This window comes from Rhizobium leguminosarum (genome assembly GCF_001679785.1).
GTDB classification, from domain to species: Bacteria; Pseudomonadota; Alphaproteobacteria; order Rhizobiales; family Rhizobiaceae; genus Rhizobium; species Rhizobium leguminosarum_R.
Window position 1 is genome coordinate 411,220 of record NZ_CP016290.1, and the last position, 23,333, is coordinate 434,552.

The 23,333-nt window shown below is 56.8% G+C and carries 22 protein-coding genes and 5 pseudogenes; 10 read left to right on the top strand and 17 right to left on the bottom strand.

Annotated features, from left to right (window positions below):
- Nucleotides 1-35 precede the first annotated feature (35 nt).
- The 3 genes from nodI to nodX all read left to right on the top strand — a co-directional run bounded on the left by nodI (nt 36) and on the right by nodX (nt 3,155).
- A complete protein-coding gene (gene nodI, locus BA011_RS36415; RefSeq protein WP_072642689.1) occupies nt 36-1,070 on the top strand; it encodes a nodulation factor ABC transporter ATP-binding protein NodI in 1,035 nt (344 codons plus the stop codon).
- A 3-nt stretch (nt 1,071-1,073) separates the two neighbouring features.
- A complete protein-coding gene (locus BA011_RS36420; RefSeq protein WP_062944505.1) occupies nt 1,074-1,853 on the top strand; it encodes an ABC transporter permease in 780 nt (259 codons plus the stop codon).
- Between the two features lie 198 nt (nt 1,854-2,051).
- Nucleotides 2,052-3,155 (top strand): nodulation protein NodX, encoded by a 1,104-nt coding sequence (gene nodX, locus BA011_RS36425; protein ID WP_065284389.1) that lies wholly within the window; start codon nt 2,052-2,054, stop codon nt 3,153-3,155.
- Between the two features lie 223 nt (nt 3,156-3,378).
- On the opposite strand, the pseudogene BA011_RS45740 reads toward nodX, so the two are convergent.
- Nucleotides 3,379-3,569, bottom strand: a pseudogene (locus BA011_RS45740) (transposase domain-containing protein); the annotation flags it as partial.
- 93 nt (nt 3,570-3,662) lie between these two features.
- Between BA011_RS45740 and BA011_RS44690 the strand changes: the two are divergent.
- Nucleotides 3,663-3,821: a hypothetical protein gene (locus BA011_RS44690; protein WP_186806626.1), complete on the top strand. Its 159-nt coding sequence runs from the start codon at nt 3,663-3,665 to the stop codon at nt 3,819-3,821.
- Nucleotides 3,822-3,823: 2 nt separating this feature from the next.
- On the opposite strand, the gene istB is transcribed toward BA011_RS44690, so the two are convergent.
- The 3 genes from istB to tnpB (BA011_RS46705) all read right to left on the bottom strand — a co-directional run bounded on the left by istB (nt 3,824) and on the right by tnpB (BA011_RS46705) (nt 6,534).
- Complete coding sequence (gene istB, locus BA011_RS36430) at nt 3,824-4,600, bottom strand: IS21-like element helper ATPase IstB (protein ID WP_065284017.1); 777 nt, start codon at nt 4,598-4,600, stop codon at nt 3,824-3,826.
- A 16-nt stretch (nt 4,601-4,616) separates the two neighbouring features.
- The gene (istA, locus tag BA011_RS36435; protein WP_065279982.1) at nt 4,617-6,170 is read right to left on the bottom strand and encodes an IS21 family transposase; all 1,554 of its coding nucleotides are present in this window, start codon (nt 6,168-6,170) and stop codon (nt 4,617-4,619) included.
- Nucleotides 6,171-6,306: 136 nt separating this feature from the next.
- Nucleotides 6,307-6,534, bottom strand: a complete 228-nt coding sequence (gene tnpB, locus BA011_RS46705) for an IS66 family insertion sequence element accessory protein TnpB (protein ID WP_151343753.1) — start codon at nt 6,532-6,534, stop codon at nt 6,307-6,309.
- On the opposite strand from tnpB (BA011_RS46705), the gene BA011_RS46710 reads away from it, so the two are divergent.
- The 3 genes from BA011_RS46710 to BA011_RS36445 all read left to right on the top strand — a co-directional run bounded on the left by BA011_RS46710 (nt 6,440) and on the right by BA011_RS36445 (nt 9,850).
- The gene (locus BA011_RS46710; protein ID WP_420493456.1) at nt 6,440-6,799 is read left to right on the top strand and encodes a DUF5372 family protein; all 360 of its coding nucleotides are present in this window, start codon (nt 6,440-6,442) and stop codon (nt 6,797-6,799) included. The genes tnpB (BA011_RS46705) and BA011_RS46710 overlap by 95 nt on opposite strands.
- A gap of 179 nt (nt 6,800-6,978) precedes the next feature.
- The gene (locus BA011_RS36440) at nt 6,979-7,440 is read left to right on the top strand and encodes a helix-turn-helix domain-containing protein (protein ID WP_065283427.1); all 462 of its coding nucleotides are present in this window, start codon (nt 6,979-6,981) and stop codon (nt 7,438-7,440) included.
- Between the two features lie 211 nt (nt 7,441-7,651).
- Nucleotides 7,652-9,850 carry a recombinase family protein gene (locus BA011_RS36445; protein WP_237352828.1) on the top strand — a complete coding sequence of 733 codons (2,199 nt, stop codon included), beginning with the start codon at nt 7,652-7,654 and terminating at the stop codon, nt 9,848-9,850.
- On the opposite strand, the gene tnpB (BA011_RS36450) is transcribed toward BA011_RS36445, so the two are convergent.
- Nucleotides 9,821-10,066 (bottom strand): IS66 family insertion sequence element accessory protein TnpB, encoded by a 246-nt coding sequence (gene tnpB / locus BA011_RS36450; protein ID WP_151343754.1) that lies wholly within the window; start codon nt 10,064-10,066, stop codon nt 9,821-9,823. The genes BA011_RS36445 and tnpB (BA011_RS36450) overlap by 30 nt on opposite strands.
- Nucleotides 10,063-10,335 carry a hypothetical protein gene (locus BA011_RS36455; RefSeq protein ID WP_237352829.1) on the bottom strand — a complete coding sequence of 91 codons (273 nt, stop codon included), beginning with the start codon at nt 10,333-10,335 and terminating at the stop codon, nt 10,063-10,065. Before BA011_RS36455 ends, tnpB (BA011_RS36450) begins: the two co-directional genes overlap by 4 nt.
- A 147-nt stretch (nt 10,336-10,482) precedes the next feature.
- Between BA011_RS36455 and BA011_RS45745 the strand changes: the two are divergent.
- Nucleotides 10,483-10,814 (top strand): annotated as a pseudogene (locus tag BA011_RS45745) (hypothetical protein); the annotation flags it as partial.
- Nucleotides 10,815-10,898: 84 nt separating this feature from the next.
- On the opposite strand, the gene BA011_RS36460 reads toward BA011_RS45745, so the two are convergent.
- The 11 genes and pseudogenes from BA011_RS36460 to BA011_RS46715 form a co-directional block, all read right to left on the bottom strand.
- Entirely contained in the window at nt 10,899-11,948 is a 1,050-nt protein-coding gene (locus BA011_RS36460) for a class I SAM-dependent methyltransferase (protein ID WP_065284391.1), read from the bottom strand.
- Between the two features lie 136 nt (nt 11,949-12,084).
- A complete protein-coding gene (gene nifT, locus BA011_RS36465; protein ID WP_065284392.1) occupies nt 12,085-12,291 on the bottom strand; it encodes a putative nitrogen fixation protein NifT in 207 nt (68 codons plus the stop codon).
- A 272-nt stretch (nt 12,292-12,563) separates the two neighbouring features.
- Nucleotides 12,564-12,758, bottom strand: coding sequence for a 4Fe-4S binding protein (locus BA011_RS43495; RefSeq protein ID WP_017958634.1), 195 nt, complete (start codon nt 12,756-12,758; stop codon nt 12,564-12,566).
- A 16-nt stretch (nt 12,759-12,774) separates the two neighbouring features.
- Complete coding sequence (nifB, locus tag BA011_RS36470) at nt 12,775-14,268, bottom strand: nitrogenase cofactor biosynthesis protein NifB (protein ID WP_065284393.1); 1,494 nt, start codon at nt 14,266-14,268, stop codon at nt 12,775-12,777.
- A 214-nt stretch (nt 14,269-14,482) separates the two neighbouring features.
- Entirely contained in the window at nt 14,483-16,042 is a 1,560-nt protein-coding gene (nifA, locus tag BA011_RS36475; RefSeq protein WP_065284466.1) for a nif-specific transcriptional activator NifA, read from the bottom strand.
- 195 nt (nt 16,043-16,237) lie between these two features.
- Nucleotides 16,238-16,534, bottom strand: coding sequence for a ferredoxin family protein (locus BA011_RS36480; protein WP_065284394.1), 297 nt, complete (start codon nt 16,532-16,534; stop codon nt 16,238-16,240).
- 12 nt (nt 16,535-16,546) lie between these two features.
- A complete protein-coding gene (locus BA011_RS36485; protein WP_065284395.1) occupies nt 16,547-17,854 on the bottom strand; it encodes an NAD(P)-binding protein in 1,308 nt (435 codons plus the stop codon).
- Nucleotides 17,841-18,977: an electron transfer flavoprotein subunit alpha/FixB family protein gene (locus BA011_RS36490; protein ID WP_065284396.1), complete on the bottom strand. Its 1,137-nt coding sequence runs from the start codon at nt 18,975-18,977 to the stop codon at nt 17,841-17,843. The genes BA011_RS36485 and BA011_RS36490 overlap by 14 nt, the downstream gene beginning before the upstream one ends.
- 17 nt (nt 18,978-18,994) lie before the next feature.
- The gene (locus BA011_RS36495; RefSeq protein WP_065284397.1) at nt 18,995-19,846 is read right to left on the bottom strand and encodes an electron transfer flavoprotein subunit beta/FixA family protein; all 852 of its coding nucleotides are present in this window, start codon (nt 19,844-19,846) and stop codon (nt 18,995-18,997) included.
- Between the two features lie 176 nt (nt 19,847-20,022).
- A complete protein-coding gene (locus tag BA011_RS36500; RefSeq protein WP_065284398.1) occupies nt 20,023-20,568 on the bottom strand; it encodes a TlpA disulfide reductase family protein in 546 nt (181 codons plus the stop codon).
- 274 nt (nt 20,569-20,842) lie between these two features.
- Nucleotides 20,843-20,952 (bottom strand): annotated as a pseudogene (locus tag BA011_RS46715) (nitrogen fixation protein FixA); the annotation flags it as partial.
- A gap of 907 nt (nt 20,953-21,859) precedes the next feature.
- Here BA011_RS46715 and nifH point away from each other — a divergent pair.
- Together nifH and BA011_RS36505 are read left to right on the top strand one after the other, a co-directional pair.
- A pseudogene (gene nifH / locus BA011_RS43500) lies at nt 21,860-21,949 on the top strand (nitrogenase reductase); the annotation flags it as partial.
- A gap of 50 nt (nt 21,950-21,999) precedes the next feature.
- A pseudogene (locus BA011_RS36505) lies at nt 22,000-23,263 on the top strand (Glu/Leu/Phe/Val family dehydrogenase).
- Nucleotides 23,264-23,333 lie beyond the last annotated feature (70 nt).

The following is a 23,333-nucleotide window of genomic DNA, read 5'->3' on the forward strand; positions in this document are numbered from 1 at the left end:
GTTGCGTCACCGCAGCTAATAAGTTGGGACAAGAAATGAACGGGCAACTAACGAATTTGAAGACGGCGGCAGCTGATCCGCACCAGCATCATCTCAGCCAGTCGGACCGGCAGGGCCGTTCGAAACTTAAGGCAATGGATTCGCCTTCTGGCTCATTGTCCCCAGTTGCAATCGACCTGGCCGGCGTTTCGAAATCATATGGTGGCAAAGTCGTTGTCAATGACTTGTCGTTTACTATCGCCCCTGGAGAATGTTTTGGTCTTTTAGGGCCGAACGGCGCAGGTAAAAGTACGATCACCCGTATGATCCTAGGGATGACGTCGCCAAGTGCAGGCAAGATCACTGTACTCGGAGCGCAGGAGCCGGGCCAGGTTCGCTTGGCACGCGCGAAAATCGGGATCGTGTCGCAGTTCGATAATCTCGACTTGGAATTCACGGTTCGCGAGAACCTTATGGTATACGGCCGCTACTTCCGCATGAGCACCCGAGAAATCGAAGCGGTCATCCCGTCGCTGCTTGATTTTGCGAGACTTGAGAGCAAGACGAATACGCGTGTGGCAGACCTATCTGGCGGGATGAAGCGGCGCCTCACTTTGGCGCGTGCGCTCATTAATGACCCGCAGCTACTCATTTTGGACGAGCCGACCACCGGTCTCGACCCACACGCGCGCCACTTGATCTGGGAACGACTTCGATCGCTGTTGGCACGAGGCAAGACAATTCTTCTGACGACCCATATCATGGAAGAGGCTGAGCGGTTGTGCGACCGGCTGTGCGTGCTCGAAGCTGGGCGAAAAATCGCCGAAGGCCGACCCCATGCCCTGATCGAGGAGCAGATTGGCTGTCCCGTGATCGAAATTTACGGTGGCGACCCGCAGGAGCTTAGTCTTTTGATCAGGCCGAATGCTAGGCGACTGGAGATCAGCGGAGAGACCCTGTTCTGCTACACGCCTGATCCAGAGCAGGTACGCGCGCAACTGCGTGGATATTCGGGCCTGCGCTTGCTGGAGCGTCCACCAAATCTAGAGGATGTCTTCTTGCGGTTAACCGGACGCGAGATGGAGAAGTAGACGATGAGCGTAGCAGCATTACCCGCCGGCGGTTTGAACTGGCTTGCAGTTTGGCGCCGAAACTATCTGGCTTGGAAAAAAGCGGCGCTGGCATCCATTCTGGGAAATCTAGCCGATCCCATAATATATCTATTCGGACTCGGCGCTGGATTGGGAGTGATGGTAGGGCGCGTTGACGGCGTATCGTACACTGCATTTTTGGCGGCTGGAATGGTCGCGACGAGCGCGATGACTGCTGCAACCTTCGAGACTATCTATGCGGCCTTTGGCCGAATGCAGGGCCAGCGCACCTGGGAAGCAATGTTGTACACACAGCTCAGGTTAGGGGATATCGTCGTTGGGGAAATGGCGTGGGCAGCAACTAAGGCGTCGCTCGCAGGCACCGGTATTGGTATTGTCGCTGCCATGTTGGGATACACTCACTGGCTGGCTCTTCTCTATGCTCTTCCGGTCATTGCCCTTACTGGCTTTGCCTTTGCGAGCCTTGGTATGGTGGTCACGGCTCTCGCGCCCAGCTACGACTATTTCATATTTTATCAAACGCTTGTCATCACACCGATGTTGTTCTTATCAGGCGCAGTCTTTCCCATAGATCAATTGCCTGCCGCATTCCAGCAACTAGCGGCCTTCTTGCCCTTGGCACATTCGATAGACGTTATCCGCCCGATGATGCTGGGCCAACCAATCGCCAATGTCTGCCTGCATATCGGCGTTCTCTGCATCTACATAGTCGTACCATTCCTCGTGTCGACCGCATTGCTTCGGCGGCGGCTAATGCGGTGATGAATGCAACTTTCACAGTAACGGTGCCTTGACCCCACCGTCCGGATCAGCATGTAATCGTTGATGTTGTTGCTGAACGAGGGCAAACGATCTGACGGCAGAGCTGCAGACAACAACGCCGTCCACCGCTACACTGAGTTCTGTTCTCAATAAAGCGCCGAAAGGTTGCGCGGCATCTGCCTGCGCTAATGGACATTCATGGGACCATCCAATGAACACTCATCCGGCCACCGGAACAACTTTGACCTGTTAAGGCTCTTTGCCGCCTGCCAAGTGATGCTTAGCCACGCGTGGAGTTGGCTTCACCTGGGCGATTCTTTGAACGGTACAGCGGTCTTCAATTTGTTGTTTTCGGTGCCGGGTGTTGCGATCTTCTTTGTAATCAGCGGCTTTCTAGTTACGGATTCTTACATCCGCTCATCGTCGGCGGCCTCTTTTTTCGTCAAGCGGTCGCTCCGAATCTTTCCTGCACTGTTCGTCAACATCGCCGTGATGGAACTTGCCCTGCTTGTGACTGGGGGATTAAATGTCACTGGCATCTTGCAGTATCTGTCTTACTTCACGGTCTACATCCTGACCGCTGCACGAATCTGGGCGGTCTACTTCACATACGAGCCCTACACGATGAGCGGCTTTTACGGCGCCTCGGACCCAAGCGGGGTGCTGTGGACGCTGACGGTGGAGCTGACGTTCTACCTCACCCTGCCAATGCTGTTGGAAATTTGGCGGCGGTGGAAACGAGCAGGGGCGCTAGTCGTTGCCGTCGCCGGTCTCGGGTCTTGGGTCATGGCGCAGCACTTCAACATAACTGATAAGTACAATCCGTTCCTGTCGGTGACAGTAGGCCCGACTTTCTGGATTTTTTCGATGGGAGTTCTTGCTCGGCTTTACTGGAATCGCGTCAGCAAGATCTTTGAAGGCAAGCTCTTGTGGTGGCTGGCAACTCATCTCGCGATAACGTGGTGGGTAGCAGGAACGTCCGCTGCATTCATCTCGATCAACAATGCGGCGCCTGCCGATGCATTCCGAATTGCTGTTCTCGCCGGTCTAGTCCTGTCGGCAGCGTACTCATTTCCGCGCCCTAACCTGTTGCGCGGCCAGGATCTCTCTTACGGGATCTACCTCTACCATATGCTCGTCATGCACACGCTGATCGCCATCGGATGGGTCGGCCACTGGTGGCTCTGGATCGCCGAGCCGGTCGGAACCGTGGCATTAGCCGCTCTATCATGGACGCTGATCGAAAAGCCGGCCATGAAACTTCGCTCATCGCTAGTCGCCAGAAGGCTTTCCGTCGCTTAAACGGAAAGCTCCTGTTAAAAGATCGGAACTCCAATGGAAGCTGCCACATTGGACTGTGGTGTCTGGGATGAATCGGCGTGGGTGAAGGTGACCCCATCTCCATCCCAGGCCCGGTTGGGCCAGAAGGACCACCGGGGCCGAAAGTCGTTCCGGGTGAACCTGGACCAATGCGCGGCAGGTGGGCTGGTAGCGAGCCACGGTTCGTGCGCCGCCTGGCGACTTACGGCTGGTGAAGGGCAGTGGTGGCTTGTTCCTTCTCTTCCAGCCCCGCAGCCTCGACTTGCTCGGCCCTCTTCAAACCCAAGCAGAAGCTGGTCCTCGGGGAGCGTCTCTGCCCGTCGCCAAAACGGTGGCGCTGCAATTCCTTGATGATCTTACGTAGCCGGGCATTCTCCGCCTCACGCGAAGCACCATGGCTTTCAGCGCGTTCAGTTCATCCGGAAGTTCGTCCGGGTTATCGTCACGCGCTAAGAACAGCATCTTTTTCCTCTCGGAACGAGAGGCTGGATGATGCTGATTCAATTGGTCGCGGCCGCTAACCAGCCTTTGTTGGCGCTCGCGTTGCGTATTTCGGAAGAACGGGACAGTCGTTTCACTAAATCGCGGACAGTGGTTTCACTAATTCCGGGACAGCATGGTGTGGTCGATTTTCGCCTGCCTGGTTGAAGTCATGAGCGATTGATTTCGCCGTTTTCAGCGCCGGTCAAGTGGGATGGTGTTTTTTGCCGTCGCATGCTGTCGCCTTCAAGGGCAATGCGGTGCGCATTGTGGATGATCCGATCGAGGATTGCGTCTGCGATGGTCGGTTCTCCGATCATGTCATGCCACTGGGCGACAGGAAGCTGCGCGGTGATGAGCGTTGATTTCCGGCGATAGCGTTCCTCGAAGATTTCCAGCAGGTCGAGGCGTTGTTGATCTGTGAGCGTGTGCGTTCCCCAGTCGTCGAGGATCAGCAACTGGACGCGGGCGAGTTTGTCGACCAGGCGTGGAAAGCGGCCGTCAAGCCTGGCAAGGCCCAGATCTTCGAACAGACGCGGCATACGCAGGTAGAGGATGGAATGATCGAGCCGGGCAGCCTGACGGCCGAAGGCGCAGGCGAGCCAGGTTTTTCCCGTGCCGGTCTGGCCGGTGATGATCATATTCTCATCTGCCTTCAACCACGCCCCTTGCGCAAGCGACAGAGTGTTGCGGCGGTCGAGACCACGATGAGCGGCAAAGTCGATGTTCTCGATGCAGGCGTCGGGAAAGCGGAGCTTTGAAGCTGCAAGCCGGTTGGTCAGGCGCTTGTCGGATCGCAGAGCCGTTTCCCGATCGAGCATCAGGCCGAGCCACTCGTCGCGGCTGAGATCGCTGCTGTTGTTCTGAGCGGCAAGTTCGCGATAGGCCGTTGCCATTCCGGCAAGGCCAAGGGCCTGCATCTGATCGAGGGTTGGATGTGTCAGCATGGGTCTTTCCTTTCCTTCACTGGTAATAGGAGCCGCCGCGGATGTTGGTGTGCGGCGGGGTGGGTTTTGCCGGGTCTGTCTGGGGTTTGGTTCGATCGAGACCGGATTTGAGAATGGCGGCGACAGAGGAATAGGTGATGGAGTTGATGACCAGCGCCCGCTCGCACGCCGCTTCCAGGCGATCCGTCTCGTAACGGCGGGCAAGGGACAGAATGCCGAAGGCCGAGCGATATCCTTGTTCGGGATGAGGACGATCGCGCATCATCCGCTCGACCAGAATGGCGGTGTTCACCCCGATCCTTGCCGCCTGGTTCAAAAGCGATGCCGGCGTCGTGTTGGCATAACGCTGGTGGGATTTGGGCATATGCTCGTTGACCGTCACATGCCCGGATCGCTGAGAACGCCTGATATGGCTGGCAATCCGCTTGTGATCGAGAAATACCTCGACCACCCGGTGGGTCAGACGCACATCAACCTGTCGGCCGATCAAGCGGTGCGGCACAGAGTAGAAGGTCTTGTCGACCTCGACATGGTAATCGGGATGGACCTTCGCCGATTTCCATTCCGCATAGTCGAACGGCGTTGCTGGCAGCGGCGCAAGCGCCTTTCTCTCTACCTCCTCGAACAGGTCTCGGCGCGACTTTCCGATGTGGCGCATCGGGCGGTTGTTCAAGTCGTCAAGCAGAACCGAGATCGCGGCATTCAGATCAGCCAGACTGAAGAAGCGTCGGTTTCTGAGGCGAGCCAATATCCAGCGCTCGACGATCAGCACTGCACCTTCGACCTTGGCTTTGTCACGCGGCTTGCGGCTTCTGGTCGGCAGGATGGTCGTATCGTAATGTTCGGCCATAGCAGCGAAGGTGGCGTTGAGCGTCGGCTCGAACCACAGCGCCTTGGCGACGCCTGCCTTCAGGTTGTCGCACACGATCGCCTTCGTGACGCCGCCGAAGAAGCTCAGCGCGCGTTCCTGGCCCTCGATCCAGTCCGGCAGTTTCTGGCTGAAGCTGGCACAGGCGAATGTCAACGACGAGGCGGGAAGCATCGCCACAAAGATTTGTGCCGAATGGATGACGCCGGTCGAAGGGTCGATGATGGGGATGGTGTGGCCGGCATAATCCGTCTGCATCACCGCGCCCGCCTCATGACGGTTGCGGAACGTCGCGTGAGCGCGGCGTTCGAAGACGGCAAAACGGTCGCAAAACCATGTGTAGCCGTAGCCGTCGGGATGGCTCGCCCTGTATTCCTGCCAGAGCAGCGTCAGCGTTACACCCTTGCGCTTCAGCTCGGCGGAAACGGACCGCCAATCCGGCTCGACCAAGTCCTGTGGCGGCCGGCCAACGCGCCGGAAAAGATGTCGCTCCAGCGCGGCATCATCGTCCAGGCCCGCAGGCAACGGCCAGACCGAAAGTCCGGTCTCCCTCGCTCGCAACAGATACGTCGCCACAGAGGTTTTGCTGATCTTCAGGCGTTCCGAAACGGCGCGAACCGAAAGGCCCTGCTCGTGCGTCAGTCGCAGTATCGATCGAATGTCTTTCACTGTCGTTCGTCTCGCTTGCTTCCGTCTTGGCATGGCCCCTCTCAACCGATGATGAGGAGGCAATCTGCCAGAACGGCGCTTGCGAAAATCGACCTTAAATCCACGTCCGAGACTGTCCCGGAATTAGCGGAATCGCTGTCCCGTATTTACTGAAATCGCTGTCCGCGAATTACCGGAATCGCTGTCCCGAAATTAGTGAAACACGCACTCGCGTTTCGCTTGGTGCATGAACGCGTTTCCAGTCCAGTCCCTCGAACAGCGCCGAGAACTGCGCGGATGTCAGATGCATCGCGCCGTCCTGCATCCGGGGCCAATGGAACCGCCATCCTCCAGCTTCTTGTACCTCACACAGGAATGCAGCCTCTACCAACGCAGATACGCAGTTAGTACGGGTCACGCATCCGTTTCATCCTCTATTCCCACGGCAGTTGCCGTGTGTCGGCAAGCGCTACAATCGGCATGGTGAACGCCTTTTGCTGCAGACCGAGGATGCCACCGTTTGGTCGGTTCCCCCGCAATGGACTGATCTTGTGAGCCCGGATCCTGAAGTTGCCATGAGCAATGGACGATCGCTCTTGCGTGTCGCCGACTTAATGGAATTGACCGCCCTGGTGGAGCGCCTTTCAAGCAAGTCGGGCACGCGACGACGCGCCAGGATGTAAAGATAAATATGCCGCTTCTGTAAAACAGATTATGCCGCAGAGGGTGATATTCATGAGGATTTACGCTTGTATATATGACGGAATGCCGGTGATAAGCCATAGAGATTGCCTTGACGAGGCGGTAAATTGCGTCATAATTAAACTTACGATAATGTCGCTTCACGCCCTCGGAGCCATTGATGTCTGCGAAGTACGACAGCAAGCGCACAAAGACGGATGTCCTCATCGAAGAGGGCACGTTCAACCCAACCCCCGAGAAGGTGCGCGATCCAAAGTTTCGGGGCAGCGAGTTCTTCGATCCACACGACGCCGTGCAGGTCAAATACGAGATGCTGCGTCGCGTCTCCATCGACAAACTGTCGGTGACGGAGGCCTCCGACGAGTACGGCGTTTCCAGGCCGACCTACTACCAGGCCAAGGTGAACTTCAATATGGCCGGCATTGCCGGACTGGTGCCGACGAAGCCGGGGCCCCGCGGTCCCCACAAGATCGACGACAAGGTCGTGGCATTTCTGCAGGCGCATCTCGCCCCAGGCGAACCCGTCCGCGCCCGGGAACTTGCCAAGCTGCTCCGCCAGGAACTCGATATCGAGCTTCATCCCAGATCGATCGAGCGGGTTCTAAAAAAAAGCGGCAGGTAGACATTGCCGCGACGGCGGCATGCCCGATCCAGCCGTCAACCATCGCGTCCCAGTACGAGGTATTGCGCAAGGCTGCTCTCGGCGCAGCGTTGCCGCTCATGGCCCGTAGCGGCCTGCTGCTCTTTTTGCGCCGGGGCATGTGGGGATGGGCTCAGGCGTTAGCCTCAACAGCAATCACCCCGCGAGAGCAGAATTACCCGTCGTCAATTGCTTGGCCGCTGCACCGCGGACACAGCACCGTCGTTCACGTCCTTGCGACAATCGCCATGAGCATCAACGATCGGAGATCACGATGAATGTACATCTCAAAGTCCAGCCTCATCACCTCGAACGCGGCGCCTATCTGTACATCCGCCAGTCTTCCATGCGGCAAGTCGTTGAGAACGTCGAGAGCGCCGGGCGGCAATATGCGCTTCGGGGGCGTGCTGTCGCCCTCGGATGGCGCGACGAGCAGATTATCGTCATCGACAACGATCAAGGAGAGTCCGGTGCATCGGCCGCCTGGCGTGAAGGGTTCCAGCGCCTGGTCAGCGACGTCGGCATGGGGCATGCCGGGATCGTCATGGGCCTGGAGGTCTCTCGTCTCGCGCGTAACAATGCCGACTGGCAGCGATTGCTAGAGATTTGCGCCCTTGCCGATACACTGATCCTGGACGAAGACGGCGTCTATGATCCGGCAAGTTTCAACGACCGGCTCCTGCTCGGCCTTAAGGGAACGATGAGTGAGGCCGAACTGCATGTGATCAAGGCCCGGCTACGCGGCGGCATTCTCAATAAGGTGCGGCGCGGCGAGTTTCGTTGCCTGCTGCCGACCGGGCTGGTCTATGACCATTTCGGTCATGTGACGCTTGATCCAGACATGCAAGTCAGAGAAACGATCATTCATTTCTTTGAGATGTTCTCTCGCCTCGAGTCCGCCTCCCAGACCGTCAAGGTCTTTCGCAATGAAGGCCTATTGTTTCCGTCGCGCCTACACAACGGCGACACGCTGTTTCGGCCGCTGACCGCGTCGACGGCGATGCGTGTCCTGAACAATCCGCGCTACGCTGGCGCCTATACCTATGGCCGACGACAGTTTCGACGTACCATCGACGGCAAGAAGACTTTGCGTGCGCGCGACATTGATGACTGGCCGGCCTGCATGCCCGATGCCCACCCCGGTTATATCAGTTGGGAGCGACACCAGGAGAACCTGAAGATTCTCAAGGCGAACGGCCGTGGATTTGAAGCGGCACGAGCGTCAATCCCAAGGGAGGGCCCGGCGCTACTGCAAGGCCGGGCAGTGTGTGGGCAATGCGGCAACCATCTTAGGGTTCGCTATGCGGCCCGGCGTGGCCGGCAGGAAGCCTGGTACATTTGTAATCGTGACCATATCTATCGTGGGGAGCCCATGTGTCAGTCGATTGCCGGGCCACCCGTCGATGAAGCCATCGGCATGCTGATTGCCGAGCAGATGACGCCAGCGGCCGTCGAACTGGCACTCGACGTCCGCAAGGAGATCCAAGCTCGCCATGAAGAAGCAGACCGGCTGCGCTGTCGCGCGATCGAACGCGCCCAAACGGAAGCCGATCTCGCCCAGCGCCGCTTCATGCTGGTCGATCCCAATAACCGCCTCGTCGCCGACACGCTCGAAGGTGAATGGAACGAGAAGCTACGCATACTGGCCAATGCTCGCGAAGAACGCGAACGTGGCCGAGAGCACGATCAATTCATTCTCGATAAAGCTGTCCACGAGCGGTTGGTCGCGATGACGGCCGACTTCAACGAACTCTGGAAAGATCCAGATACCCCAAGTCGCGAACGCAAGCGACTGCTGGCCCACATCATCGAGGACGTCACGCTCTTAAAGCTGCCGGCGGAAGGAACCACCAAGCTTCACGTTCGCTTCAAGGGTGGCAAAATCCAGACGCTCACCACCATGAACCCACAGTCCTCCGCTCAGCAGATCAAGACAAAGCCCAATATCGTTGAACTGATCGATAAGCTTCTCGATGATTACATTTATCCAGAGATCGCCGAGATCCTGAACGAGCAGGGTCATCGCCCAGGTGGAACAGCACGTCGCGGCTGCCATGATGCCCGCTTTACACCTCTCAAAGTCGCCTATCTCATCCACGAATATAAGCTGCAATCACGATATGATCGGCTGCGGCAGCGAGGAATGCTGACGAGACAGGAAGCGGCAGTGCACCTCAACATCAGTGAGCAAACCGTCGCAAGATGGGCCAAGTATGGCCTCATTGCCAGACATGCCTACAACGGGCACTACAGCCTGTACGAAATCCCCGATGGAGACTTGCCGCAAAAGCAATGCAGCCGTTGGAACCAACTCCAAGATCGGACTGCTGCGCGCCAACAAACGCAAACTGAGCCAAGAACATCAACTGGCGAGGAAAGAGGTGTAGTATGAACGCTGATCGTTGTAGGCCATCACCAGACCGCTGCCATCCCAGTAGATCAGCTTCAACCGGTCGGCCTTGCGTGACTGGAATACGAAGACCGTCCCGGTAAACGGGTCCTTGTGCAGCTCGTTCTTGACCAATGCCGCCAACCCATCATGGCCTTTGCGGAAGTCGACCAGCTTGGTCGCCACCATGATCCGGACGCGGTTCGATGGAAAGATCATGTCGGAAACGCGCAGGCACGCGCTACAGCGCCGATCCGGGCAGCAGACGCGCCATCCTCCAAACGGATAGTGACGGAGCCAACGACGATCTCGGGACGGCTGGCTTTCTTGATCGGCGGCTCCGAAACAGGTGGGTCGACGATCACTGCTGCAAACTCCACCGCATCGACGGGCGCAGGCAGAACCAGCTTGCCCTGCCGCGCCATCGTGCGCCAAGTCGAATGACGGTTCGCCCGCAATCCACAGCGCTCCGCGACCACATTCTCCACCTCGCCGGGCCTCAAGCTTCCGAAACGATCTGCGCCTTGACCTCATCAGGCCAATGACGGTGAATCTCACGTCCAGACTTCCTGATTGTGAGAACCTCCATCGTAGTCTCCATGGAGAAACTCCCGTTGCTCGTCCATGGAAAGGCGATGACATGTCACTGCGAGGGAGACAACGTGGGAGCGGAACACCGGTTACACTTCACATCATCATCATCATCACTCACGCCGGTTGGGTTTGCTTTGCGAGGCCCGGCATCCCGCAAGATCGCATGGACGCTGGGCGACGCGGCGCGTCTCCTGATCAACGACGCTATGACGGCGAGGAATATGTGGCTGCCGTTGCGTCGACGCATTGAGCGGGAAGACTGCCCCGGAACAACTCCCGCAAGCGCTTCTGCATGTGGCCGATGAGACGGGTATCGCCGCTCTCTCTCGCCCGGCAGGGAGTTGGAGCGCGACGACCGGATCTGCCCTCAAGCCCAAAGATAGTCCGAATCTCAAAGGCTACCCGCTTTCGACATCAGTTTTGCGCTGGCCGGACACGGACGCGCCACTCCTTGCCATCAGGTTGCTTCGAGCACCATGTTGAGCGAGCTCTCGGCCACGCGCCTGATATGGGTGAAGCCGCCGGACCGGATCACCTCGGTCAACCGCCGTTCGCCTGCCTGCGCGCCTAGCGCCAGCCCTGTCTCCTGCGCAAGCGAGGTGGGAACGCAGATCATCGTCGACGCCGAGTAGTAGAGGCGCCCGACCGGATTGATGTTCTCCTCCAACGTATCTCCCGCGATCGGCTCGACGACCATCCAGGTGCCGCCGTCCTTCAGCGCCTTTCTGATATGAGACGCCGCAGCTTTCGGGTCGCCCATGTCGTGCAGGCAGTCGAAGCAGGTGATCAGATCGAAGTCGCTTCCGTCGAAGTCCTGCGCCCGGCCTACCTCGAACTGCACGTTCGCCAAACCGTGCGCCTCAGCATGCGCTTTCGCAGCCGCGACCGAGCCCAAATGGAAGTCGTAACCCGTGAACCGGGAGTTGGGAAAAGCCTGCGCCATCAGCACCGTTGATACCCCGTGCCCGCATCCGACGTCGGCCACCGTTGCACCCGATTTCAACTTGTCGATCACGCCATCGAGCGCCGGCAGCCACTCCTGGACGAGGGCATTGACATAACCAGGGCGGAACAGCCGCGCGACAGCGCAGAACATGCAGCCCGCTTGGTCGTCCCAGGCAACGCCTCGGCCGGTTTTGAAGGCGGCTTGCACCTTCAGTTGGTTTTCGACCATCGCAGCAGCGGTATCGAACGCGCCGATCAGATTGACCGGGCTGTCCGGCTCGGCAAACACGAAGGCCTGCTCGGGCGTCAGGGAGAACAATCCTTTCTCATGGTGCACATAACCTGAGGCAGCCTGTGCCGCCAGCCACTCGCGCACATAACGAGGTGCGCATCCCGTAGCATCGGCAAGTTCGTGGGCCTTCACCGGCCCGATCTCCTTAAGTGTCCTGTATAGCCCGAGAGCCTCTCCAATCCGTACCAGCGGCACGCTGACCGCTCCGCCAATATCGCCAAGGATGCGGTCCACGAGGTCCTTGAGCGTGGTTTCGTTGAGTTGCGTCATATCGGATTCCTCCTGATTTATGGGCGGCCTCCTGCCGATGACCGCCTTCAAGGGATCGTGAACTCGATGCCCTATATTCGGGGTGTATGCCCGCTTGCGCTTCGCATCCACGCACATCTATCAAGCCGCGCACACGCTAACTGGGTAGCCTCCTCGCGTCGACAGTAACGGGCAGCCGCCTGTTCTGCGATAGGTCGGGGAGGGCAATCCGCCATCCATTTTTAAGCAAAATGAAGCCGCCCCATAGGTTTTTGTGCTCAACCGAGATGATCGGTTCCTCAAGGTCTTTCTTGTGAAGATAGACCGATAAGCCAACGTCAGTTCTACTGATTGTCACTCTCATGCATGTCCCTTCTCGCTACGGCGGCTTTGAAGATCGAAAGTCGAGCGTTATCAAAGCCTATTATTTTGGTACGGCATATGCCCAGGCCGACACCTCCGTTATGGCTCTGTCTGAGGTTTGGACGGCATGCGTTCCGGGCCCACGACGCTACTCAGGTTGCGCGCATCGCTCACTGGATGTGATATTGATGGGTGCATGAATTTTTAACCGCATGTTCGCCTAGGAGACCACTGATCGCTCGTCGCATTCTTTGCGCTTTAGTCCGGTGGCGATCAGGCAGGGACGCAGGTCTTCGGCATCGGACACACCGAAGCGCATTGCTGTGTGTCAAACTCACCCTTGCACTCGGTACATTTTTTTGAATCCACAACATATCCCTCACCTTTGAAACTGATCGCATCTGAGGGACATTCAAATTCGCAAGCGCCGCACTGGGTGCATTGGGATACAATGATCTTGAAGGCCATGGTTTTAGCTCCTGACTCAATTAGAGGGGCCTAAAGCTGTCGGCATCGCCGGTTTGCCGCCAAACTCGGCGGCGTATAGCGCGCCAATCGCAGTCTCGATGTAATCATAGGAAAATGCGTCACTGGCTCGCACGCCAGTTTCTGCCAACCGCTTCTTTGGGCAATCGCCGATTTTGGAAGAAAGCAGAATGTCGATGCCGTCGAGTGCAACGATAGTGTGATCGAGAGTGGCCTTCTCGCCTAAACCACCGAGGCAATACTGCTCGACCTTGCGGTGTCCCACCAAGTTGATCCCCTTTGGTGAGACTGCATACACTTGGAATTCTCTTGCCTGACCGAAATGTTCGTTGATCCGGCCGCCACCTTTAGTCGCCACGGCAACAGCAAGGGCTCCCCAAGAACCCAGTGACTTGACTGCTTTGTTCGCGTCCAATTTTGCTGCCAGTTGATCCCGTCGCTCATGCTGAACCAGCCTGCGATAGGCCTCGCGCTTGCTGGTGTCGAATTCAACTTTGGTGGAGATCTGGTCGAGAGCAAACTCTCGCTCGCGATCATTGCCCAGCAAACCGACGGCATCAGCCCGACACTGCTGGCAGTGGCGCATAAGCTTAACGTCACCATCGAGACAGTCTTGAAGTGCCTTCAGTTCGAACGGCTCCGGGCAACGCTGCCCCGTGAGACCGTAATAAGTACCATGCGAAGGCTTGGAAATCAGGGGCACCACATTGTGCATGAACGCCCCGCGGTCTCTGATCCATCGGTTAACTTCCACGAGGTGCGTGTCATTGACGCCTGGAATCATTACCGAATTGATCTTGGTGAGGATGCCGCGTTTGGTCAGCATTTCCAAACCTAACATTTGGCGCTTGTGAAGGATCCTGGCCGCTTCTATGCCAGTGTATCGACGATGCCCGTGGAGTATCCATGGATAGATCTTCGCCCCGACTTCGGGATCCACCATGTTGATAGTGATCGTCACGTGATCGACGTTCATGTCAGCTAGCTCATCGACATGGTCGGGAAGCGCCAATCCATTGGTAGAAATGCATAGTTTGATGTCAGGAATTTCTCTCGAAATTCCCTCAAACGTCGCTATTGTCTTCCTCCAGTCGTAACAAGCGTCGCCCGGTCCGGCGATGCCGATTACGGAAAGCTCCGGTACTTTGCTGGCGACGGCAAGCACCTTGCGTAGGGCCTGGTCGGGAGTTAGCTTTACTGATGCGACCCCGGGACGGCTTTCGTTGGTGCAATCATATTTGCGATTGCAGTAGTTGCACTGGATGTTGCAGGCAGGTGCGACCGCGACATGCATGCGAGCGAAATAGTGATGGGCTTGCTCGGAAAAGCAGGGATGGTCTTTAATTCTCTCCCAGATCCGCGCATCTATGTCATCCGTCACCGAAAGGCCATAAGACGAAGATGCGCGGCCACCGGGCATAGCGGGAGCCATCGGCGCCCGGTGGGAGGGGGCTCTGCTGGTCGTCCCGACCTTTATTTCCGGTTCCGACATCGCACTGTTCCACTGGTGAGGAAAGGTTAGATCTCCAAAAGCAAGAGAGATTCCGGTCGACGAGACATTGATGTTTCAGCGCTTATGTCGCCTTTATCGCCCCTTTTCCCGCTTGCTGCCGGAGGTGTTTCGTAGAAATTAAGGCAGGATCGCGCCCGACGTCGCTTCGCCGGCAACCAACCAAAGCTTACGACGTTCTTGATATCGCTCACCTTCACTCTTTCACCACATCGATACCAAACCGGCGCAGCGCATAGCCGACCTGTCGCGGCGTTTTCCCTAGGATACGAGCTGCTTTGGCCTGTACCCAACCAGCCTTCACCATTGCACTGATCAGTCGATCACGCTCAGTGAGACCCGGTGCCTCCATTGTGGCTGTGGCACCGCTGGGAGTGCCTGCGTAGGGGCCCAGTCCGCTCGACATTGTATCTCGCGGGTTGAGACTATGCACCGCGTCGTTGTCAATACCGTCGCGGGCGTCTTTCCAGAGGAGCGCCGAAGAACACTGGCCTTGCTGACAGGCAAAATCTGATGAAGCGATCGTATTTGAACTGGCGAAAGTAGCGGTCCTTTGTACGCAGTTGTCCAGCTCGCGAACATTGCCGGGGAAGGCGCATTTCGACAAAATGTCTATTGCCGACGGCCCGAACTCGAGATTTCGATCATTTGCCTTGTTGAATTGCTCGAGGAACACTTGCGCTAGAAGCGAAATGTCACCGTCGCGCTGCCGAAGTGGCGGCAAAATGATGGGCACCACATTGATCCGGTAATAGAGGTCGGCTCTGAACTCCCCTCGAAGGACGGCCACTTCAAGGTTTTTGTTGGTGGCGCATATGACTCGAACGTCTACTTTCAATGTCTTCGTTCCGCCGAGACGTTCGAATTCGCCTTCCTGTAACACACGCAATAACTTCGCCTGGAATTGTGGTGATACATCGCCAATCTCATCAAGCAACAGCGTTCCGCCATTGGCCAGTTCGAAGCGTCCAGCTCGTTGAAGGAGAGCGCCGGTGAAAGCGCCCTTCTCATGGCCAAACAATTCGGATTCCAGAACGGTTTCCGACAGTGCGGCGCAATTCAACTTAATAAACGCCTTGCTTTTCCGTATCGACAACGCGTGTATTGCTCTTGCAAAGCATTCCTTGCCAGTGCCGCTCTCTCCTCTCAAGAGCACCGCGGAGTTCGTCGCGGCCACGATCCTGGTGGTAGCCAATACCCTCTTGAGCGCGGGGCTCTTCCCAACGATCCAGTCGATTTTATCGATTTGGGTGGGATGAGACTTCGGCTCGGTTTTCGGAATCTGTCCTGCTTGTTGTTCCTCGGCGACTGAGCCGCCATCGCTGCACAATTCGCGATAGCTAGCTTTGGCGATCAGGTTAGCGATGTGTTTCATAAGCGCCGTCTCGCCGGCCACCGCGCTGCCTTGAAAAGTGCGATCTATCCACAAAGCGCCAATTGCTTCCCCTTTCATTTTGAAGCCTAGAGCAACAGTTTTTTTCACAAAATGCGGCTCACCGCTAGCGAAGGCACAATCTATTGCATCCGACTGTTCAGCCGTAAGAGAACGTGAGCGAACGTCGTGGCCATCGGCATGCCATACGGTTAGCTTGGGCTCTCGTCCGGCGCCGTAAATCACGATCACACCGTCTCGCATTGGCAGATGTCTGTCGAGGGTGTTCATGACCACCTTCAGCGCGATCTCAAGAGGAGAAAAAGATATAAGATCGCTCGCGATTTCGGAGAGTAGCCGGGTCCGCTCGTCTGTTTTCGTCATGCCTGGGAACAGGCTATAGGTCACTGTTTTTTCCACGGGAATTGCGCGAAATACGCCAAAGCATATTTCTAAATTAAACGTGTGCCTGACGGCGTGACAACTTAGCCTTTCGAGGGGTTGATATGTTGATGCACATTCACTTGCCGCTTAAGCAGTTGCATCGGTCGCTGCTATCGCGGCGGAGGTAGGAACTCTTCATCCGAATTTGAAGAGGACCCCGAACCCGCCTCGGGGATAATTCCACTCGATGTCGCCACTCGCTTCGCATAACACTCTGCATGTGCCGCATTCCAAGCAGCCATCGGAAACAATCGCCACCTGACCAATTTCGTTAAGCTCGTAGCATTTGGCCGGACAGATTTGCGTCAAGGCGAGGAGGTTTGGGCTTGGCGACAGATGCGGTCGCACCGCAATGTGCGGACGTCCAGTATCGACGAGATATCGGTTTTGGTACAGCTTATCTTCAATGCGCTCAATGATGGTCGCCTTCATCCGAATTTTCCTTTAACGCCAAGATACGGCGGAGCGGACCGCGTCGCTAATCAACCCCCAACGGGACCGTGCGTTGATAAAGGCGGCGGCTGTGGCCTTCTCCCCGTTGATTTTAGGTGCACCGTCGACGCGCACAAAATTTTGCGCCGCCTGAGATATAAGCGTTGGATACGTCATGAAAAAATTGTGACTGTCGGTGTGGAGGAGGCTTGGAAGATCTTTGTGTTTCATCAGGTCTTGCATGACGAACGACTTATCCAGCATGCCCTTATAGAGAGAGAGATTGCGCTTCGTCATCAAGCCGCCACGGCTCTTTATCTGAAAGATCGCTTCACCCGCCATGAGGCCCGATGTCATCGCAAGGTTTGATCCCTCGCGATGCACGGCATTGTTTAGTTGGGCCGCGTCGCCCACGACGACCCACCCGTTGCCAAAGAGCTGAGGGATTGCCTTGAAGCCCCCCTCGGGAATAAGATGCGCGGCGTATTCTTTGATCTCTGATCCGGCCAGTAATGGTCGGATCGAGGGATGTTGCTTGAAGGCGTCAAGAAGGCGGTACGGATTTTCCATGTTTGCCGCTAAACCGGAAACGAGGCAGCCGATCCCCACCGAGATTGACTCCTTGTTGGTATAAAGGAAGCCCAGTCCGGCCATTCCGCGTGAGATCGTGCCGCCGGCTTCGATCACACAGCCCTCGCCATCGGTGAGGCCGAAGCGCTCTGCGATGACCTCTTCCGGCAAGAAATGCATTTCTTTGACAGCGAGTGCCACATGTTCTGGCTTCGGCATATCGCGTAAGCCGGCTCGTGTTCCAAGCAGTCCGTTCACGCCCTCAGCGAGGACGACTACGTCCGCGAGAATCACACCGCCCTCTCGGTCCGTGTAAACGCCTATTACTCTACCGCTCTGATCTCGAGCGAGTTTCGTCGCTGTCGTTTCACAAAGGACTGTGCCGCCCGCCTCGCGCACCTTGGATGAGAACCACTTGTCAAACTGGGCACGAATGATCGTATACCGGTTTGGCTTCAGTTCATTGAAGTCATCAGAGCGATAGTGCACGCCCGTGTGCGACGAGTCATCCATTAGCCAGAACCGTTGCTCGACCAGATGCCGTTCAAGAGGAGCGTCATCGCGGAAGTTTGGGATAATCGCCCCCAACATGTTGGCGTACAATATAGCCCCTTGAACATTCTTAGAGCCCGGATGTTCTCCGCGCTCCAATTGCAGCACTTTTAGACCGCGACTGGCCATCGAATACGCTGCGGCGTTACCGGACATACCGGCACCAATGACGATCGCGTCGAACTTACTCTTGGTCATCTAGCCTTCCTCGGTCCATACCCTTGATAGAGTTGTGCGGTGGCATTCGCTTGGCGAAAGCTTCTGTCAACGCCGGCAAGAACTCCAGCGCGCAAGCGACAACGCCGATGTGGGCGAAGTCAAAGATCGGAGCGTTCGGGTCGAGGTTGATAGCGACAATCAGATCGGCTCCTTCGACGCCAACGCGATGCTGGACCGCGCCAGATATTCCCGCCGCGATGTAGAGCTTGGGCCTAATGGTATGGCCGGACTGACCAATTTGTCGATCAGCGGGCATCCAGCCTTTTTGGACCAGTGGGCGCGAGCACCCGACTCCCCCGCCAATCGTCGTTGCCAGGTTTCTCAAGTATTGCAGGTTTCCTGCGGCGCCGAGGCCGAGTCCGCCCCCAACCACGATGTCGGAGTTGGCCAGATTGGATTGCTCAGAACCGTCGTTGCAGAGGAATGCGAGGACTTTGGTGACGATCGCTTCCTCGACCATTGCGAGCTCGTGCTGGATAATGCGTCCAATTGGCTTATCCGCACGCTGCGGCGTCGCCATGACCCTGGGCCGCACCGTTGCCATCTGAGGTCGGCTGTTCAGCGTGTAAATCGTGCACAACAAGGACCCGCCGAAAGTTGGCCGCGTCGCTGCCAGTGACCCATCTCCATCAACATCCAGCTCGGTGCAATCAGCCGTAAGCCCCGTCTGCAAGGTCGTTGCGACAGCACCGGCAAGGTCCCGGCCGAGCGTGGTCGCGCCGAGAAGGAGAATTTCTGGTTTGTGAGTAGTGACCAGATCCGTCAAAGCCTTGGTGAAGGGTTCGTTTCGATAGTTGGCGAGGAGGGGCGACTCTACCAGATAGGCGACATCAGCTCCGTATGCGAAGGCCTCTTCGATCGCAGGCTTGGTGCCCACGCCGTCAGACGAACCGAGGATTACCCCGGCCAGTTGGACACCCAGTTTGTCAGCTAGTCTGCGGCCTTCGCCGAGGAGTTCAATCGATACGGGATGAACATTGCCGCCCTCAAGTTCCATGAAGACCCAGACGTGCCGGTGATCTTCGAAACACTTAAGCAGCTTTTTCCCTGAGCTGGCGCGGCCGACCGCGTTTGCCGGCGTATCATTTTTTCTAGCGACCAAAATCTACTCCTCGCTGCTCACCGATTGTCATGGGACGTGAGCTTGCGTTCCAAAACAGGCTGGCGGGCAAAAATTGCAGCGACCGTGTCCGCGGCGACCTCGGCCAATGTTTTGTCGATAATGTCCATTTGCATAGCTTTTTCGGCGCGCGGACCAGGAGCGAATACTCGCTTCACGACCGTCGGCGATCCCCTTAAGCCGCATTTGGTCAACTCCCCAATGCCGGTGTCAGCGGCCCCCCATTTAAGAACCGGGCGTCGCGCGGCACGGAAGGCGTCATCGAGAGAGCCCCTGCGGATAGCATTGACACCTTCCAGCACGGTGATGAGACATGGCAACGTGCTCTTCAGCATCTGCGTGCCGCTCTCCGTGTGCCGTTCAACCATGATCTCGCGCGACGTGGGATCAATGGAGACAATCTTCGTTACGTAAGTCAGTTGCTGCAGGTTCAGCCTCTTTGCAATTCCGGGTCCGACCTGGGCCGTGTCGCCGTCAATTGTCTGCTTTCCCGTAAAGACGATATCAGGCGCCCCATAGCTCTCGCCAATCTTCGCGACTGCTTGAGAAAGAGCATATGAGGTCGCCAGCGTGTCAGATCCAGCAAAGTGGCGGTCGGTCAGAAGCACTGCGCGATCTGCGCCGTGGGTGAGGGCTTTGCGTAGCGCTTGCTCAGCCATGGGCGGTCCCATCGTGAGAACGGTCACCTCGCCCCCATAGCGGTCACGAACCTGGAGTGCCTCTTCGAGAGCAAACAGGTCGTAAGGGTTAATGATGGTCGGTACACCTTGGCGCATGATCGTATTTGTCACCGGGTGGACGCGTATCTGCGCAGAGTCCGGCACTTGTTTGATACAGACCACGATGTGCATAGTGGTTTAAGCTCCCAATCGGATTCGGGCTTTAGGGACCCTGCTAACTCTGAGCACTGCTCGTGCCAATAAAGTTGCGCCGCAAGAAGATGCTGTCCGGGTTCAGGTTGATGCCCTCCTCAATGGCCGAGATCGCCGTCTTCCAATTCTTAATCTCTGTCGCCGCCGAGACCCGATCATGAAACTATCTGCGCAGCATAAGTCTCGCCTTCAGCAATCCGCTCCTTTTCGGCCTTTTCTGCTTCCGCGCTGGCGCGCCAGCTGCCGTCAATCACTTTTGGCAGAACGTCCTCGAGCATAACCAGATCACCGATATAGGCGATGCTACCGTCTCGGTCGACGACGAACGTCTTTGGAACGTGGAACGACAAGCTGGCTTTGAGCCAATCCTCATCGATTTCGCCTGAGTGGTCGAATCCCATCCGAATGTTCGTATTCGGGAGCGATTTGGTTATGGACGCGTCCACCTGGGCTCGGGCGTCGTCATCCGTTGCAGCTTTCTCACTTGCTGCGATCCCGATGCACTCAACGCCCGTGTCACTGAACTTCTTGTGCAACTTCGCCAGGTCGGATAGCTCCGGCCCGCAATAACCGCAGGTGGTCGAAAAGAAGTCAACGATGTATATCTTGCCGAGCTGGAAGTGGGAAAGCGGTTCGCCGCGCAGCCAGTCCAGCGCTTTGATCGAAGGGGCTGGAGAGCCAAGATTTAAACTAGAAGTCACGTCTTGTTCCTCCCTTTATCCGGCGTTCCGTGCGCCAGGAATGCGCTTTTTTTTCCTGCCAAGTATGAGGTCGAGTTGTTTTGATATTGAAAGGCCATCGCGGCGAGCGTTCCATCGGTTGGACAATAAACGTTGGTGATCTCGCTTTGTGAAATGGCTTCTGCGGGTGCGTGACATTGCAAATTCCTTGTTCTGAGAGCGTGACGATAGTCACCGTCGTGACGGGACGATGCCGAGGTCTAATGCACATGCAACACGAGGCCATTCCAGAGCTCCTCGCTATGTAAGTGGATTGCTGGAGGTTCGGGCTCCTTCCGATGCCGGTCAGACCGGGGCCGTGTCGCCGTCAATTGTCTGCTTCCCGACGAAGACGATATCAGGCGTCCGAAGCCCGGCACTTGTTTGATACAGACCACGATGTGCATAGTCGTTTAAGCTCCCGATCGGATTTGGGCTTTAGGGACCCGGCCTACTCTGAGCACTACTCGTGCCAATCAGGTTGCGCCGGTAAGCCTTCGAGATTGCACATGTTTCGTTGTCGCTATGCGGAGGGTTTTGTAGGGTTGCCGACATGTCGTGTCGCAATCCGCCCCGATCACCACCGCGAACGGAGGGGCGGTTCGATAGGCTCCAGGTCGGATAAGTCCGTGATAGCTGCGCCACGAGCCGGAAGATTTCAACGCCGAATAATACGCCTGGAGATAACACGGGGACTGAAGTTCTGGTGCCGTGGGCGTGTATCGAGCTTCGGTTTACCATTGACAATCTGACTAGCGACACCGTATGCGCGATCAGAAGCACAGCGATCGAGAAAATAACGCTGCGGGCGCCTAGTGAGGTTGGACAAGCGGTTTAGCTGATGTTGCGGCGTGAGCAGGATCATTGCCAGAAGCGTGGAGAAACCCTTGCTGGAAATATCAATCGAAAGCCGTCCATAAACGCTGCTGCAGCGCATCGAGCTCTTGGCTTTTCTCCGTCTCAATCGTTTACATCAACGCCGTTCTGATCGGTTGACCAAACGAATAAGCTGAAGCCAGCTTGTGGTCCGTCAGACGCATGACAACGATTTGCGACATTGTCGTCAACTTTGTCAGATCACCGACAAAGGCTACCTCCTCGATCGCGCGCCTTTTTCCGCCCACATAACTGGAATCGCAGCAAATTGTTGTTCGTCAACTCAATCGGCCTGCTTGGCACGAATCTTGAGAGCTATTGCGAGGCAGCGGAACGGCCGCTGCATCCGCATTGCGGGATAACCGCATTGCTTCGAACACATGAAGGAACGCCAAGCATGGCAGCTCTGCGTCAGATCGCATTCTATGGAAAGGGCGGAATTGGCAAGTCCACTACGTCCCAAAACACGCTAGCGGCCCTCGTGGACCATCACGTACCACGGATACCGGTGATCATCCGAATTGGGGGAAACGCTGAATGACCAGCAATTTGAAAAAGGCCCTGACACGTCTTGTTGATGCGGCCAAGCACCTCAACATCAACCCGACAATTCTCGAAAAATGGGAGTTCCCGCGCGAGACCACGCACGCTCGTCTGACGATTCGCATGGACGACGGCTCCCACAAGCACTTACGGGCTTGGCGTTCCCGCTATGACGATACCCGCGGCCCAACCAAGGGCGGCATCAGATACCACCAAAGTGTAACGGCAGATGAGGTAGAGACACTCGCCTTCCTGATGACTGTCAAGTGCGCAGTGATGAACCTGCCGTTTGGTGGCGGCAAGGGTGGCGTGCAGATTGATCCTCGCCATCTCTCCAAGACTGAACTGGAGCGAATTGCACGTGGCTATGTCCAGATCTTCGCCAAGGTCATCGGACCAAACCGGGACATCCCGGCGCCTGACGTCAACACCAATGCGATGACCATGGCGTGGATGGCGAACGAATACGATTCCATCGTGGGCGAGGTGACCCCGGCGGTCATCACCGGTAAGCCGATCAGCCTTGGCGGCTCACTTGGGCGTGATGATGCAACGGCCCGCGGCGGCTATTATCTCCTCCAATTTCTGGCGAAGGACCTCGGCTTTACTCCGGGTGCGCGAGTCGCGATCCAAGGCTTCGGCAACGCCGGATCTCACATGGCGCAGTTGCTCGAATCGGCCGGATACAAGGTCGTGGCTGTTTCCGACTCAAAGGGTGCAATCGGTTGCCCGACGGGCCTCGATATCAAAAAGGTGAATGCTACTAAAGACCGCATCGGAAGCGTTACCAGCTTGGCGGGTTCAGCCGGTGTCTCGAGAATTGCTGCCGACGAACTCATTTCGGTTGATTGCGAACTGCTCGTTTTGGCGGCCATGGAGGACATGATCCACGTGGGTAACGCTGCCAATGTAAAGGCTCCTATCATTCTCGAACTCGCCAACAGCCCGATCACGCCGGAGGCCGATGAGATCCTCAAGAGCAAGAACGTCGTCGTTCTTCCGGATATCCTCGCGAATGCGGGTGGGGTCACCGTCTCCTATTTCGAATGGGTGCAGAATCGGCAAGGATATTATTGGCCCATCGAGGACATACACGCTCGGCTGAAGACGAAGATGGAAGAGGAAGGAGCCGCAATTTGGGCGTATGCAAAGGACAAGAACATCACCCTGCGAAGCGCTGCCTACGTCCACGCGCTCTCGCGACTTGTGGGCGCTATCTATTGAGACGCAAGGCACACAGCAATTCTTTGTCAACTGATTGAGGAAAGGAGACCAACACGAGCCACCGCTGCGCGCTCGCAGCCGTGGTTTGCCGCCACACGGGACGC

Bases quoted from the DNA above. Each gene is read 5' to 3' on its own strand.
- tnpB (WP_151343754.1), bottom strand. From the start codon at position 10,066: ATGATCTTTCCATCGAACCGCGTCCGGATCATGGTGGCGACCAAGCTG.
- nifB (WP_065284393.1), bottom strand. From the start codon at position 14,268: ATGTCGGAACCGGAAATAAAGGTCGGGACGACCAGCAGAGCCCCCTCC.
- BA011_RS36420 (WP_062944505.1), top strand. From the start codon at position 1,074: ATGAGCGTAGCAGCATTACCCGCCGGCGGTTTGAACTGGCTTGCAGTT.
- BA011_RS43495 (WP_017958634.1), bottom strand. From the start codon at position 12,758: ATGGCCTTCAAGATCATTGTATCCCAATGCACCCAGTGCGGCGCTTGC.
- BA011_RS36440 (WP_065283427.1), top strand. From the start codon at position 6,979: ATGTCTGCGAAGTACGACAGCAAGCGCACAAAGACGGATGTCCTCATC.
- BA011_RS44690 (WP_186806626.1), top strand. From the start codon at position 3,663: ATGATGCTGATTCAATTGGTCGCGGCCGCTAACCAGCCTTTGTTGGCG.
- nifA (WP_065284466.1), bottom strand. From the start codon at position 16,042: ATGACGAAAACAGACGAGCGGACCCGGCTACTCTCCGAAATCGCGAGC.
- BA011_RS36495 (WP_065284397.1), bottom strand. From the start codon at position 19,846: ATGCACATCGTGGTCTGTATCAAACAAGTGCCGGACTCTGCGCAGATA.
- nifT (WP_065284392.1), bottom strand. From the start codon at position 12,291: ATGAGAGTGACAATCAGTAGAACTGACGTTGGCTTATCGGTCTATCTT.
- nodI (WP_072642689.1), top strand. From the start codon at position 36: ATGAACGGGCAACTAACGAATTTGAAGACGGCGGCAGCTGATCCGCAC.
- BA011_RS36485 (WP_065284395.1), bottom strand. From the start codon at position 17,854: ATGACCAAGAGTAAGTTCGACGCGATCGTCATTGGTGCCGGTATGTCC.
- BA011_RS36460 (WP_065284391.1), bottom strand. From the start codon at position 11,948: ATGACGCAACTCAACGAAACCACGCTCAAGGACCTCGTGGACCGCATC.
- BA011_RS36480 (WP_065284394.1), bottom strand. From the start codon at position 16,534: ATGAAGGCGACCATCATTGAGCGCATTGAAGATAAGCTGTACCAAAAC.
- nodX (WP_065284389.1), top strand. From the start codon at position 2,052: ATGGGACCATCCAATGAACACTCATCCGGCCACCGGAACAACTTTGAC.
- istB (WP_065284017.1), bottom strand. From the start codon at position 4,600: ATGCTGACACATCCAACCCTCGATCAGATGCAGGCCCTTGGCCTTGCC.
- istA (WP_065279982.1), bottom strand. From the start codon at position 6,170: ATGCCAAGACGGAAGCAAGCGAGACGAACGACAGTGAAAGACATTCGA.